The sequence below is a fragment of the Actinomadura latina NBRC 106108 genome (assembly GCF_001552195.1).
GTDB classification, from domain to species: Bacteria; Actinomycetota; Actinomycetes; order Streptosporangiales; family Streptosporangiaceae; genus Spirillospora; species Spirillospora latina.
The window spans coordinates 139603-154299 of the sequence record NZ_BCQS01000011.1 but is presented as its reverse complement, the minus strand read 5'-3'; the positions used below and the strand labels follow the sequence as shown (position 1 = coordinate 154299).

Annotated in this window: 13 protein-coding genes; 8 read left to right on the top strand and 5 right to left on the bottom strand. The window is 73.7% G+C overall.

The window, feature by feature from the left end; genetic code table 11:
- Positions 1 to 2 precede the first annotated feature (2 nt).
- The 3 genes from AL2_RS16710 to AL2_RS16700 all read left to right on the top strand — a co-directional run bounded on the left by AL2_RS16710 (position 3) and on the right by AL2_RS16700 (position 1875).
- The gene (locus tag AL2_RS16710) at positions 3 to 650 is read left to right on the top strand and encodes a response regulator (protein WP_083946589.1); all 648 of its coding nucleotides are present in this window, start codon (positions 3 to 5) and stop codon (positions 648 to 650) included.
- Positions 651 to 761: 111 nt separating this feature from the next.
- Positions 762 to 1094 (top strand): hypothetical protein, encoded by a 333-nt coding sequence (locus AL2_RS16705; protein WP_245666688.1) that lies wholly within the window; start codon positions 762 to 764, stop codon positions 1092 to 1094.
- A gap of 100 nt (positions 1095 to 1194) precedes the next feature.
- Complete coding sequence (locus AL2_RS16700) at positions 1195 to 1875, top strand: DUF4328 domain-containing protein (protein ID WP_067634772.1); 681 nt, start codon at positions 1195 to 1197, stop codon at positions 1873 to 1875.
- On the opposite strand, the gene AL2_RS16695 is transcribed toward AL2_RS16700, so the two are convergent.
- From AL2_RS16695 to AL2_RS16685, 3 genes are all read right to left on the bottom strand, one after another.
- Entirely contained in the window at positions 1872 to 5201 is a 3330-nt protein-coding gene (locus AL2_RS16695) for a DNA polymerase III subunit alpha (protein WP_157438198.1), read from the bottom strand. The two genes, AL2_RS16700 and AL2_RS16695, sit on opposite strands and share 4 nt — an antisense overlap.
- Position 5202: 1 nt before the next feature.
- The gene (locus AL2_RS16690; protein ID WP_067634771.1) at positions 5203 to 5478 is read right to left on the bottom strand and encodes a DUF6504 family protein; all 276 of its coding nucleotides are present in this window, start codon (positions 5476 to 5478) and stop codon (positions 5203 to 5205) included.
- Positions 5479 to 5585: 107 nt separating this feature from the next.
- Positions 5586 to 5858, bottom strand: a complete 273-nt coding sequence (locus tag AL2_RS16685) for a hypothetical protein (protein ID WP_210747826.1) — start codon at positions 5856 to 5858, stop codon at positions 5586 to 5588.
- A 319-nt stretch (positions 5859 to 6177) separates the two neighbouring features.
- Between AL2_RS16685 and AL2_RS16680 the strand changes: the two genes are divergently transcribed.
- The 4 genes from AL2_RS16680 to AL2_RS38360 all read left to right on the top strand — a co-directional run bounded on the left by AL2_RS16680 (position 6178) and on the right by AL2_RS38360 (position 11153).
- Positions 6178 to 6882 carry a TetR family transcriptional regulator gene (locus AL2_RS16680; RefSeq protein ID WP_083946588.1) on the top strand — a complete coding sequence of 235 codons (705 nt, stop codon included), beginning with the start codon at positions 6178 to 6180 and terminating at the stop codon, positions 6880 to 6882.
- Positions 6883 to 6917: 35 nt separating this feature from the next.
- Complete coding sequence (locus AL2_RS16675) at positions 6918 to 7904, top strand: quinone oxidoreductase family protein (RefSeq protein WP_067634957.1); 987 nt, start codon at positions 6918 to 6920, stop codon at positions 7902 to 7904.
- 73 nt (positions 7905 to 7977) lie between these two features.
- Positions 7978 to 9339 carry a DUF4389 domain-containing protein gene (locus tag AL2_RS39765; RefSeq protein ID WP_067634770.1) on the top strand — a complete coding sequence of 454 codons (1362 nt, stop codon included), beginning with the start codon at positions 7978 to 7980 and terminating at the stop codon, positions 9337 to 9339.
- A gap of 83 nt (positions 9340 to 9422) precedes the next feature.
- Complete coding sequence (locus AL2_RS38360; RefSeq protein WP_067634769.1) at positions 9423 to 11153, top strand: serine/threonine-protein kinase; 1731 nt, start codon at positions 9423 to 9425, stop codon at positions 11151 to 11153.
- Here the strand turns inward: AL2_RS38360 and AL2_RS16660 are convergent.
- On the bottom strand, positions 11150 to 12106 hold the full coding sequence (locus AL2_RS16660; protein ID WP_067634768.1) for an alpha/beta hydrolase: 957 nt from the start codon (positions 12104 to 12106) through the stop codon (positions 11150 to 11152). The two genes, AL2_RS38360 and AL2_RS16660, sit on opposite strands and share 4 nt — an antisense overlap.
- A 128-nt stretch (positions 12107 to 12234) precedes the next feature.
- Here AL2_RS16660 and AL2_RS16655 point away from each other — a divergent pair, with 128 nt between their 5' ends.
- Positions 12235 to 13944, top strand: a complete 1710-nt coding sequence (locus tag AL2_RS16655; RefSeq protein ID WP_067634767.1) for a serine/threonine-protein kinase — start codon at positions 12235 to 12237, stop codon at positions 13942 to 13944.
- A 19-nt stretch (positions 13945 to 13963) separates the two neighbouring features.
- Here the strand turns inward: AL2_RS16655 and AL2_RS16650 are convergent, their stop codons facing one another.
- A complete protein-coding gene (locus tag AL2_RS16650; protein ID WP_067634766.1) occupies positions 13964 to 14602 on the bottom strand; it encodes a LysE family translocator in 639 nt (212 codons plus the stop codon).
- Positions 14603 to 14697 lie beyond the last annotated feature (95 nt).

Below are 14697 nucleotides of genomic sequence, written 5' to 3'. Positions count from 1 at the left end.
ATGTGGCCATCCGCGTACTCGTCGCCGACGATCAGGAGATGGTCCGGACCGGGTTCCGGATGATCGTCGACTCGCAGCCCGACATGGAGGTCGTCGGGGAGGCCGCCGACGGCGCCGAGGCCGTCGCGCTGGCCCGCCGCCTCCGTCCCGACGTGTGCCTGTTCGACATCCGGATGCCGAAGATGGACGGCCTGGAGGCGACCCGCGCGCTGGCCGGCCCGGGTCTCCCCGACCCGCCCCGCATCGTGATCGTCACCACGTTCGACATGGACGAGTACGTGTACGGGGCGCTGCGCGGCGGCGCGGTCGGGTTCCTGCTCAAGGACAGCGGGCCCGCGCTGCTGGTCGAGGCGGTCCGTGCGGCGGCGAGCGGCGGGTCGCTGGTGTCGCCGTCCATCACCGTCCGGCTGCTGGAGCGGCTGGCGAGGCCGCGCCCGGTGGCCGCCGCGCCGCGCGAGCCGCTCACCGACCGGGAGGTGGACGTGGTCAGGCTCGTCGCGCGCGGCCGGACGAACGAGGAGATCGCCGGGGAGCTGTTCGTGTCGCTGTCCACGGTGAAGACGCATCTCGGGAGCGTCCACCGCAAGCTCTCTACCCGGAACCGGGTGGAGACGGCCGCGTGGGCGTGGGAGTCGGGCCTCATGACCTGACGCGGGGGCACGCATGGGAGAGGCACGCAGGGGAGCGGGCACGCAGGGGGCAGGGCGAGCACTCGGGGAAGGAACACGGCACTGGCACCGGAGTCACTGAACGGGCTGCCCGTGACCGTCCTGGTCGTCTGGACGCTGTGCGGGGTCGGCTGGGGCGTCGTCCTCGCGCGGCTGCGGGCCGGCCTGCGCGGCCCGGCGCGCGGCCCCGCGCTGTTCGCGCACACCGCGACCCTGGCCGGGATCGTCCTGCTCTTCTCCCTGATCGGCTTCGGGTCGCTGTACGCGACGGTCGCGCTCACCGCCGAATGGTGGGCGCTGCTCGCGGTGACCGGGTTCCGCCCCGAGCGGCTGCTGGCCACGGGCGGCCTCGGGCGGCTCGCCGCCTGGGCCGCCGGCACCGCCGCCGCGGCGAGCGCCGCCATGTGGTTCGTGTTCCACCTGTGACGTTTCCGGTAGCCCTCCGCGTGAACCAGCGGTGGGCCGGGCCGGTCAAACGTACGTAGTATCCAAAGCAAGCAACCGCAAAGGCCAAGGGAGGTGGATCATGCCGTGCGCCCTGTGCGGCGACATCATCCCGACCGAGGTCGACCGGTGCCCGGCCTGCGGCGCGTGGGCGCGGCGCCGCGACTTCCGGGCGGTCGGCGTGGCCGTGTTCATGCTGCTCGGCTTCAACGCGTTCGTCGCGCTCGGCGCCGGGATCAGCCTGCTCAAGTTCGCGCACCCGCTGCGCGGGGCCACGCACGACAGCTATGACGCGGTGGCCACGGGCCGGGCCCTCGCCCCCTACGCGGAAGTGTTCACGATCGGCACGATCATGGCCGCGGTCACCGGGCTGCTCTACCTGACCTGGCTGTGGCGGGCGTTCCGGCAGTCCCCCGGGCCGCACCGGCACCACCGCGCCTGGGTGCTGCTCGGCTGGTTCCTGCCCGTCGTCAACCTGTGGCTGCCGCCCCGGATGGTGTACGAGGTCTGGGTGAACAGTGGCCGGTACCGGACGGCCGAACGCCAGGCCGCCGGGCTCGTCGTGGCGGGCTGGTGGGTCTGCGCCCTGCTCGGGCTGCTCCTCGGCCACGCGTTCACGCACGGCAGCGTCGACACGCTCGCCGAGGCGCGCTTCGACGTCCACGTCGGCGTCGCCGCCGCCGCCTTCCAGGCCCTCGCCGCCGCCCTCTGCATGGCCACGGTCTTCCAGATAACCCGCCTCCAGCTCGTCCGGGAGAGCTAACCGGAGCTGCCGGGGCTGGTGTGCCAGAGGGCGGCTCTCGGCGGGCGCTTGATGGCGGGGCCGGCGTGGCCTATGTCGGAGTAGGGGGACATGGCGAAGCCCGTCGGCTGGACGATGCGGCGGCCGACCGGGCGGCCGTGCGGCGTCCGGCCCGCCATGGCGGCGCGGACGGCGTCCGGGCCGCCCCGGCGCCACTCCTCGTGCAGGACGTTCAGGTCCCAGCAGGCGTTCGCGGTGATCGAGACGGCGCGGTCCCCGGCATGGCGGACGCGGCCGCGGGCGAGGAGCAGCCAGGAGCCGAACACGGTGGCGGCGCACCGGTCCTGCACCGACTCGAAGAACGTGAGGTCGACGGGGCCGGTCGCGTCGTCCAGCGTGGCGAAGATGACGCGCTGCCCCGACCGGACCGCCGGGGTCTGCGTGGCGACCTTGACCCCGGCGACCAGGACTTCGCTCTTGTCGGGACGTCCCGGCAGGTCGGCGGCGCGGACGACGCCGAGCCCGGCGAGCAGCGCGTCGTAGAAGGTCAGGACGTGCCGGCTCACGTCCATGCCGAGGATGTCCAGCTCCGCCTCGACGATCTCGGCCGGCGTCATCGGGGGCAGCTCGCCGGGCGGGATGTCGTCGGCGAGGTCGATCTCCAGGCCCGCGTCGTCGGCGAGGGCGAGCTGGCCCTCGACCGGGGCGGGGCGGGCGGTGGCGCGGTCCAGGGCGCCGACGCGGCAGAGCAGGTCGCGGCGCGGGACCGCGTCGTGGACGGTGTCGAACGCCCCGGCCAGCACGAGCCGCTCGGCGGTCGGGCGGGACACCCGGGCGCGGCGCCAGAAGTCGGTCAGCGACCCGTACGGCCGCGCGTCGACGATCTTGCCGACCTCGGTCTCGGAGATGCCCTTGACCTCGCTCAGCGCGACCCGGATCCCGGTCGCCCCGCCGCCCGAGACCGGTTCGGCGTGCCAGGCGGCGGCCGAGTGGTTGACGTCCAGCGGCAGGATCGGGACGCCGAAATGGCGTGCGTCGTCCAGGATGACCCGCTTCGGATACATGCCGGGGTCGTGGGTGAGGACGCCCGCGTAGAACGCGGCCGTGTGGTGCCGTTTCAGCCAGGCCGACTGGTAGGTGGGCAGCGCGAACGACGCCGCGTGCGCCTTGCAGAAGCCGAACGCACCGAACGCGGTCAGCATCCGCCGGACGCGGTCGACGGTCGGCTCGTCGTAGCCGCGCGCCAGCGCCCGCTCCCGGAACCACGCGCCGACCGCGGCCTGGCCGCGCTCGTGGCCGAGGCTCCGCCGCGCCGCCTCCGCCTTCGACAGGCCGCATCCGGTCATGACGTCGATGACGCGGAGCACCTGCTCGTGGAACACGACCACGCCGAGGCTCTCCCGCAGCGCCGGTTCGAGATCGGGATGCGGGTAGGCGGGCTCCCGGGTTCCGGCCCGCGCCTCCAGGAACGGGTTCACCATGTCGGAGTTGACCGGGCCCGGCCGGAACAGCGAGATGTCGATGACCAGGTCGTCCAGGTCGCGCGGCTGGAGCCGGCCGACCAGGTCGCGCTGGCCGGGCGACTCGATCTGGAAGCAGCCGAGCGTCCGGGACGTGCGGATCAGCGCGAAGGTCGCGGGATCGTCGCGCGGGACGTCCTCCAGGACGACCTCCTCCCCCGACACCCGCGCGACCTCCGCCACCGCGTGCGCCATCGCCGACTGCATCCGGACGCCGAGGACGTCGAGCTTGAGCAGGCCCATCGCCTCGACGTCGTCCTTGTCGAACTGGCTCATCGGGAACCCGGCGGCGGCCCGCTCGATGGGCGTCCGGTCCCGCAGGGTCGGGTTCGACAGCAGGACGCCGCACGGGTGCATGGCGATGTGGCGGGGCAGGCCGTCCAGGCGCTCGGCAATGCGGAACAGCACCTCCAGGCGGCCCGCGGCCAGGTTGCTCTGCCGCAGCTCGGGCAGGTCGTCCAGCGCCGCGCGGATCTGGCTCGCCCGGATCCGCGGGAACGCCTTGGCGATCGCGTCGATCTCCGCCGGCGGGAGCCCGACGGCGTTGCCGACGTCGCGGAGCGCGCTGCGCGCCCGGTAGGTCTCCATCATCGACACGCACGCCGTGCTCTCGGCGCCGAACCGGTCGAACAGCGCCCGGTACGCCTCCGGCCGCCGCGCCGACTCCACGTCCAGGTCGATGTCGGGCAGCCCCTCGCGGCTGTCGGCGAGGAACCGCTCCATGAGCAGGTCGTGCCGCAGCGGGTCGAGGTCGCCGATGCCGAGCAGGTGGTTGACCAGGCTGCCCGCGCCCGAGCCGCGGATCGCGCAGCGGATGCCGCGCTCCCGGATCAGCGCGGCGGCGTCCGCGACCGTGAGGAAGTACGGCGCCAGCCCCTTCCGCGCGATGACGCCGAGTTCCTGGTCGAGGCGGGCGGCGGCCCCGCGCGATCCTTCGAGCCCGCGCCGGGCCATCCCGTCCGCGCACCGGGCGACGAGCCGCGCGTACGGGTCGCCTTCCACGGCCGGCAGATGGACGTCGTCCATGCCGAGGTCGCGGCCCGGCTCCAGGACGCAACGCCCGGAAAGCCTCCGGGTCGCCTCGAGCAGCGCGTCCGCCTCGTCGGGGCCGCAGCTCAGGTCCGCGACCCGCCGCATCTCCGGGATCGACTTCAGATAGGCGTGCCCGGTGTGGTCGTCCAGGTGGCGCCGGTCCAGCGGGACGAGCTTGCGCGTCACGTCCAGCACCTGCGCGACCGGGTGATCGGCGGGCTCCAGGTAGCGGACGGCGTTGCCGAGCACGGCGGGCACCCCGGCCTCGCGGGCGAGCGCCAGCATCCGGGCTGCCCGCGGCCCCCCGCCCCTGCCGTAGTGGTTCACGATCTCCAGCACCGTCTCGGCGGTCGCGCGCCAGTCGTCCAGCCGCGCCGCCGCGACGTCCGGACGCCGCCCGCCGATGGCCCGTCCCACGTCGGACGCCGGGCCGAGCAGCACGATGAGCCCCTCGGCGTGCGCGCCGACCATCTCCCGCGTCACCAGGGGGTTCCCGCGCTCGCCCGCCGCGTGCGCCGCCGACACCAGCCGGCACAGTGACCGCCACCCGGCGCGCCCCTCGGCGAGCACCACGACGCGCTCCTCCCCCGTGGACGCGACGCGCAGATCGGCGCCGACGATCGCGCCGAGCCCCGCCTCCGCGCATGACCGGACGTGCCGGACGGCGCCGTAGAGCCCGTCCCGGTCGGTCAGCGCGAGCGTCTCCATGCCCAGGCCCGCCGCGCGCTCGGCCAGCGCCGCCGGCGAGGCGACGCCGTACCGGAGCGAATAGCCCGAAGCGACATGAATGTGCACGTCAGTCCCATACCCGGGAGAGCAGCCAGCTGTCAGCGGCCACGTCGTAACGCAGCTCGTAGACGCCGATCTCCCTGTCCGGGGTCGCCTCGACCCGCCAGAACTCCCGCTCTCCGGTGGCCTCGCCGGCGGGCTGCTGCTCCCGCCACCAGTCACGGGTGGTGACCCAGTGCTCCAGCACCCGCCGGACGGCGTAGAGCCGGCCACGCCAGACGAACCGGACCGGACGGCCGTCGGTCACCCGGACGTCCACCGGATCGCCGAACACGCGTGTCATCTGCCTCCCCCTCGCGCTCACCGCACGGGGGAAGGAGCATGCGGCCGTTCGAACAGACGTTCGCATGCGAGTCTAGGGAAGCCGCCACCCGGGGGGCAAGGCGGATATCAGGTCAGAAGGCGGGTCAGTTCGTCGGCGGCGGCGGCGACGTCGGCCACGTCGGCGATACCGCCGTCCGGCCACAGGTAGGACCAGCCCTCGCCGGCCGGGGTCGCGACGACCATCAGCCGGCGTCCCGTCCGCGGGCCGTAGACGGCCAGCAGCGACTCACCGGGACCGGCGAACCTCCAGGCGAGGCCCCTGGCCTCCACCTCGCGCGCGAGCGCCGCGAGGTGGCGCCGGCGCGTCTCGGCGATCTCGCGCCCACCGACTACAGACACTTGGCTTCCCCATCACGGTCCGAACCGCCCCGCTGACCTTGAGCGATCATCCGGCGACGAACGGTGACCGGCTTTCAGCATGACCCGAAAACCGCGGCCGTGCGGGGAGAATCCGCAGAGTGGGACGGCTGTTTCCCGTTCCACCGGGGATGGTCTCCGGGGAGGGGCGCGACACGCCGGGCCCGCGTGCGCCAATCGGCGCGGCGAACGCCTTCCGGCGGCCTGAACCCGCCGTGCGAGCGGAGGATCCGCCCGTGATAGAAGCCTCTGTGAGACGGGCATGCCGTGCCCGCGTCAGGCAGAGAGAAGGAGCGAGCCGATGAGCGCCGTCCCCGCCGGCGACCCGTCAGGCCACCCGTCCGGCCACCCATCAGGCCCCGCGTCCGGCCCCGCTCCGGCGGAGGGGCGCGCGCTGGCCGGGCTCCGCGAGCGCAAGAAGCAGCGGACCCGGCTCGCGCTCGTCGACGCGGCCCTGGAGCTGTTCCTCGCCAAGGGCTACGAGGCCACGACGATCGACGAGATCGTCGCGGCGGTGGACGTGTCGCAGCGCACGTTCTTCCGCTACTTCGCCACCAAGGAGGACGTCGTCACGAGCTTCCTGACCGAGCACGACCAGGTGCTCGGGGAGGCGCTGGCGGCGCGCCCGCGCAGCGAGCGGCCCTTCACCGCGCTGTTCGAGTCGCTGCGCGTGGTGCTGCGGACGATCGCCGAGAGCGGCCCGGCCGAGGGCGCCCGGTTCCGCCGCGTCCGGCAGGTGATCGAGGCGACGCCGTCGCTGATGGCCGCGCAGATGGCGCGGTACTCGGCGTCGGCGGAGGCGCTCGCCGCCGAGATCGCGCGGCGCGAGGACGTCGACCTGGAGCACGACCTGCGGCCGCGGATCGTGGTCGCGTTCTACCTGGCGACCGTCAAGGTCGCGTTCGAGGAGTGCGCCCGCCGGGATATCTGGGACGCTGGGACGGTCGCGGCCCGGGTCGAGGAGGCCGTGGCGCTCGCGGGACGGACGATGCGCGACTGGGTCTGACCGTCCCACCGATGGAAGAGCCGCAGGAGGATCAGATGCGCGCGATCGTCGTCACCCGGAACGGCGGACCAGAGGTCCTGGAGCCCGCGGAGCGTCCCGCGCCGGAGCCCGGCCCCGGCGAGGTGCTGATCGACGTCGCGGCGGCCGGTGTCAACTTCATCGACGTGTACTACCGGAGGGGCGCCTACGCGCAGGAACTCCCGTACACGCCGGGTGTGGAGGCGGCGGGGACGGTCGCGGCGGTCGGCCCGGCCACCTCCGCACCGGGTGCGCCGGGCGTCCGCGAGTTCTCGGTGGGCGACCGTGTGGCCTGGGCCAACGTGCAGGGCGCGTACGCGGAGAAGGCCGTCGTCCCGGCGGACAAGGTCGTCCCGGTGCCGGACGGCGTCGACCTCGCGGACGCGGCGGCGTCCCTGCTGCAGGGCATGACGGCGCACTACCTGACCCGGTCGACGTATCCGATCCAGGCGGGCGACACCGTCCTCGTGCACGCGGCGGCGGGCGGGATGGGCCTGCTGCTCACCCAGGCGGCCAAGGCGCTCGGCGCGCGCGTCATCGGCACGGCGTCCACTCCGGAGAAGGAGAGGCTCGCCAAAGATGCCGGGGCCGACGTCACGCTGGCCTACGACGGTTTCGCCGACCGGGTCAGGGAGCTGACCGGCGGCGAGGGCGTCGCCGCGGTGTACGACGGCGTCGGGGCGCCCACGTTCGACGGGAGCCTGGCGAGCCTGCGGCGGCGCGGCACCCTGGCGCTGTACGGGGCGGCCGGGGGCGCGGTGCCGCCGTTCGATCCGCAGCGGCTCAACAAGGCGGGGTCGGTGTACCTGACGCGGCCCACGCTCGTCCACTACGTGGAGAAGCGCGAGGAACTGCTGGAGCGCGCCGCCGACGTCTACGGATGGGTGGCGTCCGGCGACGTGAAGGTGCATGTCGGGCGCCGTTACGAGCTCGCCGAGGCCGCCGCCGCGCACACCGATCTGGAGGCGCGGCGCAGCACCGGCAAGCTCCTGCTGATTCCCTGACCGCCCCTTGCCGCTCCCCTGACTCCCTTAGGCTGGACCGGAAAGTCGATCTTTCCGAGGAGCGCCGCCCCCCATGACGACGACCGCCGCCGGACCGCTGGAGCAGGACGAGCCCCGCGTCCTCGGCCCCTACCGCCTGCTCGGGCGGCTCGGCCGGGGCGGCATGGGCACCGTCTACCTGGGCGCCGAGCCGGACGGCCGGCGGGTCGCGGTGAAGGTCGTCAACCGGGACCTCGCCGGGGAGCCGGCGTTCCTCGAGCGGTTCCGCCGCGAGGTGACCGCGGCGCGGCGCGTCCACCGGTTCTGCACCGCGCCCGTCCTGGACGCCGAACTCGACCAGGACCCGCCCTACATCGTCACCGAGTACATCGACGGGCCGAGCCTGGAGAAGGCCGTCGCCGGGCGCGGCCCGCTGCCGGGCTCCGACCTGGAGGGCCTCGCCGTCGGCGTCGCCACCGCGCTCGCCGCGATCCACGGCGCGGGCATCGTCCACCGGGACCTGAAGCCCGCGAACGTGCTGCTGTCGTCCACCGGGCCGCGCGTCATCGACTTCGGCATCGCGCGGGCGCTCGACGCCCCCGACGGGCCGACCCGCACCGGCCAGTTCGTCGGAACCCCGTCCTCCAGCCCCCACCCGCCGCCAATCAATCGACGAGTTTCACTCGGCTCACCGTTCTGCATAGCGCCCGAGGTGCTGCGCGGCGAGCCGGTCGAGCAGGCGTCGGACGTGTTCTCCTGGGGCTGCGTCGTCGCCTACGCCGGGACGGGCCGTCCCCCTTTCCAGGGCGAGACGGTCGCGGAGACGTTCCACCGCATCGGCAACGAGGACCCCGACCTCGCCGGCCTCGACCCGCGGCTGCGCGAGATCGTCGCCGCCGCGCTCAGCAAGGACCCGGCGGCCCGCCCGACCGCGCGGCGGATCCTCACCCGGCTCGTCGGGCAGGAGAGGGCCGACCCGGCGCGCGCCGCCGAGACGATCTCGATGTCGTGGCCGGAGCCGGATCCGGCCCCCGCGCCGGCGCCCGAGCCGGCGCCGGCGCCCGGGCCCGTCCGGCAGGCGGAGGCTCCGCGGCCGCGTCCTGTCCCCGAACCCGCCCCCGCGCGGGAACCCGAGCCGGACGGCGAGCGGACCGTCACCGTCGACCTGCCGTATCCGGCCGCGTGGCGGGGCCCGCGCCGCTGGTTCACCCTGCTCAGGGGCCTGCTCGTCGTCCCGCACCTGGCCGTGATGCTGGCCATGTACGCGCTGCTGGTGATCGTGATGGTGCTCAGCTGGCTGGTGATCCCCTTCACCGGCCGCTACCCGCGCCCGCTCTACGGGCTGGTCGTCGGCTGCCAGCGCTGGTCCAGCCGCGTCGTCGCGTACGCGTTCGGGCTCACCGGTGAGAGACTCCCGCCGTTCCGCACTCTTCCCCGCGCCCGCCGAACCCGCTGACGCCTTCCGCCGCCCGATCGACGGCGGACCACTAAGGTTCTACGCAACGACTCCCCCGAATCCCCTTCAGGACCACGATCACTATGACCACGCACGCAGGAGAGAACGGCGAGGCCCTGCGCCCCGAGGACCCCGAGGAGCTCGGCCCCTACCGGCTGGTCGGGCGGCTCGGCCGGGGCGGCATGGGGACGGTCTACCTCGGCGAGGACGCGGCCGGGCGCCGCGTCGCGGTCAAGGTGATCAACCGGGAGCTGGCCGGGGAGGGCGCGTTCCGGGACCGGTTCCGCCGCGAGGTGACGGCGGCGCGGCAGGTCCGCCGGTTCTGCACCGCCCCCGTGATGGACGCCGAGCTCGACCGCGACCCGCTGTACGTCGTCACCGAGTACATCGAGGGCCCGAGCCTGGAGAGCGCCGTCGCCGAGCGCGGCCCGCTGCCCGGCTCCGACCTGGAGGGCCTCGCCGTCGGCGTCGCCACCGCGCTCGCCGCGATCCACGGCGCCGGGATCGTGCACCGCGACCTCAAGCCCGCGAACGTGCTGCTGTCGTCCACCGGGCCGCGCGTCATCGACTTCGGCATCGCGCGGGCGCTCGACGCCACCGACGGGCCGACCCGCACCGGCCAGTTCGTCGGGACGCCGAACTATCTGCCGCCCGAACTGCTGCGCGGCGAGCAGGTGACCCCCGCGTCCGACGTGTTCTCGTGGGGCTGCGTCGTCGCCTACGCGGGGACGGGGTCCGCGCCGTTCGCCGGCAACACCGTGCCGGAGATCTTCTACCGGGTCGTGCACGAGGAGCCGAAGCTGGACGGGCTCGACCCCGGCCTGCGCGACGTGGTCGCCGCCGCGCTCGACAAGGACCCGCGGCGCCGGCCGTCCGTCCAGGAGGTGCTCGGGCGGCTCGTCGGCAACGGGACGACGGACCCGGCGACGCTCGCCGAGACCGTCCAGGCGGGCTGGCACGGGGCCCCCGCCGGGGCGGCCGGCGGCGCTCCCGCCGGGCCTGCCGGCGGGGCGGCCGCGCAGGCAACCGCCGCGCCCACGGTCTTCCAGCACGGCGCCGACGCCACCCGCCGCGACGCGCGGCCCGGTTCCCGTCCGGGCGGCGGCCTTCCCCGCCGCACGCTGCTCATCGGAGGCGCGGCCGTCGCCGCGGTCGTGCTGCTCGCCGTCGCCGCGTTCACCGTCCTGCGCTCGGACGGCCCGCCCGACGACCTGGCGACCGCGTTCAGCGACGCGTTCTCCAACGCCGACTCCGGCTGGGGCGACATCTACGACAAGACCTACGGGTACACGGCGAACGGCACGTACCGGATGCAGACCAGCGGCACCATCGGCGCGGTCGCGCGCTGGGTGCCGAAGGACAAGGTGGAGGACTTCCCCGACCCGGTGCTCGCCACCGTCACGGTGTCGGTCGGGCAGAGCCCCGCCGACGGCGCGTTCGGCCTGCTCTGCCGGGGGAACGAGGACGGCAAGAAGCAGTACATGTTCCTCGTCCGCCACGACGGCAAGGGCGCGGTGCTCCGCAAGGTCAACGGGGACCTCGGCACGAAGGACCTCGCGAGCCCCGACTCCGTCCCCGGGTTCGACTCCAAGGGGCCGAACAAGGTGCAGGTCGCCTGCGCGGGTCAGGAGAAGGACGGCCCGAAGGTGCGGCTGCGGCTCTGGGTGAACGGCGAGAAGGTCATCGACGAGACCGACACCGACCAGCCGCTGCCGAACGGCTGGGTCGGGCTCCAGATCGAGCGGGGCGGCAACGCGGCCCAGCAGATCGTCGCCGACTTCGACGACTTCGACATGTCGAAGATCCGGAGTTAGGCCGCCGGCAGGTAGCCGTTCGTCCAGCGGGTCAGTTCCTCGAACACCCGCGTCCGGGCGGGCTCGGCGGACAGCACCAGGTCGTGCAGGCCGCCGTCGATCCGGACGAGCGTGACATTCCGTCCGATCCGGGGCGCGTACCGGGCCATGTGCTCGACGTCCAGGACGGCGTCGGCGCCCGTCACGTCGAGCACCCTGCGGGTCGGGCGGACGCTGCGCGTCGACGCCATCACGAGGACCGGCACGTCGACGTCCAGCCCCCGGTGCAGGCGGAGCTGCCCGCGGCGGACGGCCGCCAGCCACGCCGCCCGCACCGGGAACCCGAGGATCGGTTTCCAGGCGAGGTCGAAGTCCCATTCGCCCTCGTGCTCGCGGTGGATGCTGCGCGGGTACCGGTCGGACACGCCCGCCGGCAGCTTCGCCTTCGGGAACCGGGAGCGCAGCGCCCGCGCCAGCCCGGCCCCGGCTTTGCGCATGACGAGCGGCTCGGCGAGGTCGAAGAACGGGCTGTTGAGGAACAGGCCGTCCACCAGGCCCCTGCCCTTCACCCGGTCGGCCCAGAGCGCGGCGATCAGGCCGCCGGTGGAGTGGCCGTTCAGCAAGAGCGTGTCGTGGCCGTCCACGTCCCGGATGATCCGGACGGCCTCCCCGATCTCCGGGAAGTAGTCCGAGAGGCTCTCGATGTAGTTCGGCGTCTGGTGCGGCCGCAGTGAACGCCCGTATTTGCGGAGGTCCAGCGCGTAGAAGTCGAAACCGAGGTCCACGTAGAAGTCGGCCAGGTGCTTCTGGAAGAAGTAGTCGATGAAGCCGTGCAGGTACAGGACCGCCCGCCGCGACGGGTCGGGGCGGCGGCGCCGCACGAGCGTCGCCACGACCTCGCCCTCGGCGTCCCGGCCCATCGGCAGCTCGATCGCCTCGTAGCCGGGGCCGAGCACGTCGTCCGTCACGTCCACGTTTCCTCCCGAACCTGCCCGCCGTCTCCGGCGTCCAAGCGTACGGGCGCAGCGTCCAGACCGAACGGACACCCCTCCCGTGCGCCCGAAAACTGAACCGATGACCCCTCCGCTCCGAGAGAGACGCCATGCAGGCTCCGCTCCGTGACCGCGACCCGCGCCGGCTCGGCCCCTACCGGTTGACCGCGCGACTCGGCCGCGGCGGCATGGGCACCGTGTTCCTCGGCGAGGACGACACCGGACGGCGGGTCGCGGTCAAGGTCATCAACCCGGAACTGGCCGACGACGAGGCGTTCCACGACCGGTTCCGGCACGAGGTGACGGCCGCGCGGCAGGTCCGGCGGTTCTGCACCGCGGCGGTGCTGGACGCCCGGCTGGAAGGCGACCCGCTGTACGTGGTGACCGAGTACGTCACCGGGCCGTCTCTGGACGAGGCCGTCAAGCAGGGCGGGCCGCTGCGCGGCGGCGACCTGGAGGCCCTCGCCGTCAACATCGCCACCGCGCTGGGCGCGATCCACGGCGCCGGGATCGTGCACCGCGACCTCAAGCCGTCCAACGTGCTGCTGTCCCCGACGGGACCGCGCGTCATCGACTTCGGCATCGCGCGGGCGCTGGACGCCTCCGACGGGCCGACCAGAACCGGCCAGTTCGTCGGCACCCCCGCCTACATCGCGCCGGAACTGATGCGCGGCGAGGAGGTCACCCCGGCGGCGGACGTGTTCTCCTGGGGCTGCGTCGTCGCCTACGCGGGCACGGGACGCGCCCCGTTCGGCGGCGGCACGCTCCCGGAGACGATCAACCGGGTGACGTCCGCCGACCCCGACCTGTCCGGGCTCGACCCGGCCCTGCACGCCCTCGTGGCCGGCTCACTGGCGAAGGACCCGGCGGAGCGTCCGACGGTGAAGCAGCTGATCCAGGCGCTGACCGGCGAAGACACGCCACCCGAAACGCCGCCGGCCACGCCGCTCGCCACGCCGCCGCCCGCGGCACCGCCCGCGGAGAGGCCGACCGCAATACGGCTACCCGCGCCGGAGCAGCGGACCACCCTGGATCCCGTCCCGCCCACGCACCCGGCCGGCGTAGCACCGCCTCCGGCCCCGTCGCCCAAGGCGCGGCGACGCTCGCACCGCGACCACGGGCTTCTCATCGGCGCGATGGCGGCCGTCGTCGGCATCTCCGCCTTGATCGGGCTGAGCAATCTGCCGGACGGGGCCGGAAAACCGGACGACTCCAGCGGCACCACGGCCGCCGCGGACTTCGGCGAGCAGCCGCCGGACACCGATGACGAGGTCTTCGACGACAAGTTCAGCCACGAGGAGTCGGGCTGGCCGCGATCCGGCGACGGGACGTACCGCCACCGGAGTTACGCGATGCGGCTCGTCCCCTCGCTGAGCCACACAACAGTGGCGGCCCCAGTGCAGAACCTCCCGGACTCCCAGCTCATGGAGGTGAAGATCCGGCTCGGCGGCCCTGACGCCGAGGCCGGCGTGTTCTGCCGCAGCGACGAAGGGACCGGGTACGCGTTCCTGGTCCGCGGCACCGGCCAGGCCCGCATCGTCTGGATGGCGCCCGACAAGCTTGAGGAACTGCGGACGGGGTTCGCCGCGACCCTGCGCAAGGACTACGGCAACCGCGTCCAGGCCGCCTGCCTGCCCGACGACCCCGGTATGCGGCTGGGCCTGTGGGTGAACGGCGAGGCCGTGGCGAACACCACCGACCACGAGCACGCCGACGAGTTCGGGAAACCCGGCAAGAGCGGCCTGATCGTCGCCCGCGCCGGCGACCCGTCCGTGGAGCAGCGGGCGGCCTTCGACGACTTCTCCCTCTGCTCGGTCTGAGCCGGGGGCCCGAGCCGGCTCAGTCCTTGCGTCCGGTGGCGGCGACGGTGACGCCGAGGCCGATCATCATCAGGCCGCCGGTGCCGCCGATCGCCGCGAGCCGGCGCGGCGAACTCGCGAACCACTCGCGGGCCGTCCCGGCGGCGATCCCCCACACGCTGTCGCAGAGCAGCGCGATGAGCGCGAAGATCACCCCGAAGAGCATCATCTGCAGGGCCACATGCCCGTGCTCGCGGACGACGAACTGCGGCAGGACGGCCGCGAAGAACACCGTCGTCTTCGGGTTCGTGACTCCGACGACGAAGCCCTGCAGGAGCGCCCGTCCACCCGTCCGGCCCGGTTCGCCCGCGCCGATCGTCTCCTGGAGCGAACGCCGGTGCCGGATCGCCTGCACCCCGAGGTAGACGATGTAGACCGCGCCGACGATCTTCAGGACGGTGAAGACCATCACCGACCGCTCCACGATCGACCCGATGCCCACCGCGACGGCCGCGGTCAGCACCAGCGCGGCGAGCACCCCGCCCACGACGCCGGCGAGCGCGGTACGCCGCCCATGCGCCAACGCCCGCCCGACCACGAACAGCACGGACGGCCCGGGAATCACGATGATGACCAGCGCCATCGCGGAGAACGCCACCACTTGATGCAAGGAGACCATGGCCCGCACCCTACGCAGACACCCCCGATCCGCCCCACCGAATATTCACCCGATGGTGTCCGGGGCCGGACGGCGCGAAGATCGTGACTTAGGCC

Coding starts and splice junctions, on each gene's coding strand:
- AL2_RS16700 (WP_067634772.1), top strand. CDS start 1,195: ATGCCGTGCGCCCTGTGCGGCGACATCATCCCGACCGAGGTCGACCGG.
- AL2_RS16680 (WP_083946588.1), top strand. CDS start 6,178: ATGAGCGCCGTCCCCGCCGGCGACCCGTCAGGCCACCCGTCCGGCCAC.
- AL2_RS16655 (WP_067634767.1), top strand. CDS start 12,235: ATGCAGGCTCCGCTCCGTGACCGCGACCCGCGCCGGCTCGGCCCCTAC.
- AL2_RS16690 (WP_067634771.1), bottom strand. CDS start 5,478: ATGACACGCGTGTTCGGCGATCCGGTGGACGTCCGGGTGACCGACGGC.
- AL2_RS39765 (WP_067634770.1), top strand. CDS start 7,978: ATGACGACGACCGCCGCCGGACCGCTGGAGCAGGACGAGCCCCGCGTC.
- AL2_RS38360 (WP_067634769.1), top strand. CDS start 9,423: ATGACCACGCACGCAGGAGAGAACGGCGAGGCCCTGCGCCCCGAGGAC.
- AL2_RS16675 (WP_067634957.1), top strand. CDS start 6,918: ATGCGCGCGATCGTCGTCACCCGGAACGGCGGACCAGAGGTCCTGGAG.
- AL2_RS16650 (WP_067634766.1), bottom strand. CDS start 14,602: ATGGTCTCCTTGCATCAAGTGGTGGCGTTCTCCGCGATGGCGCTGGTC.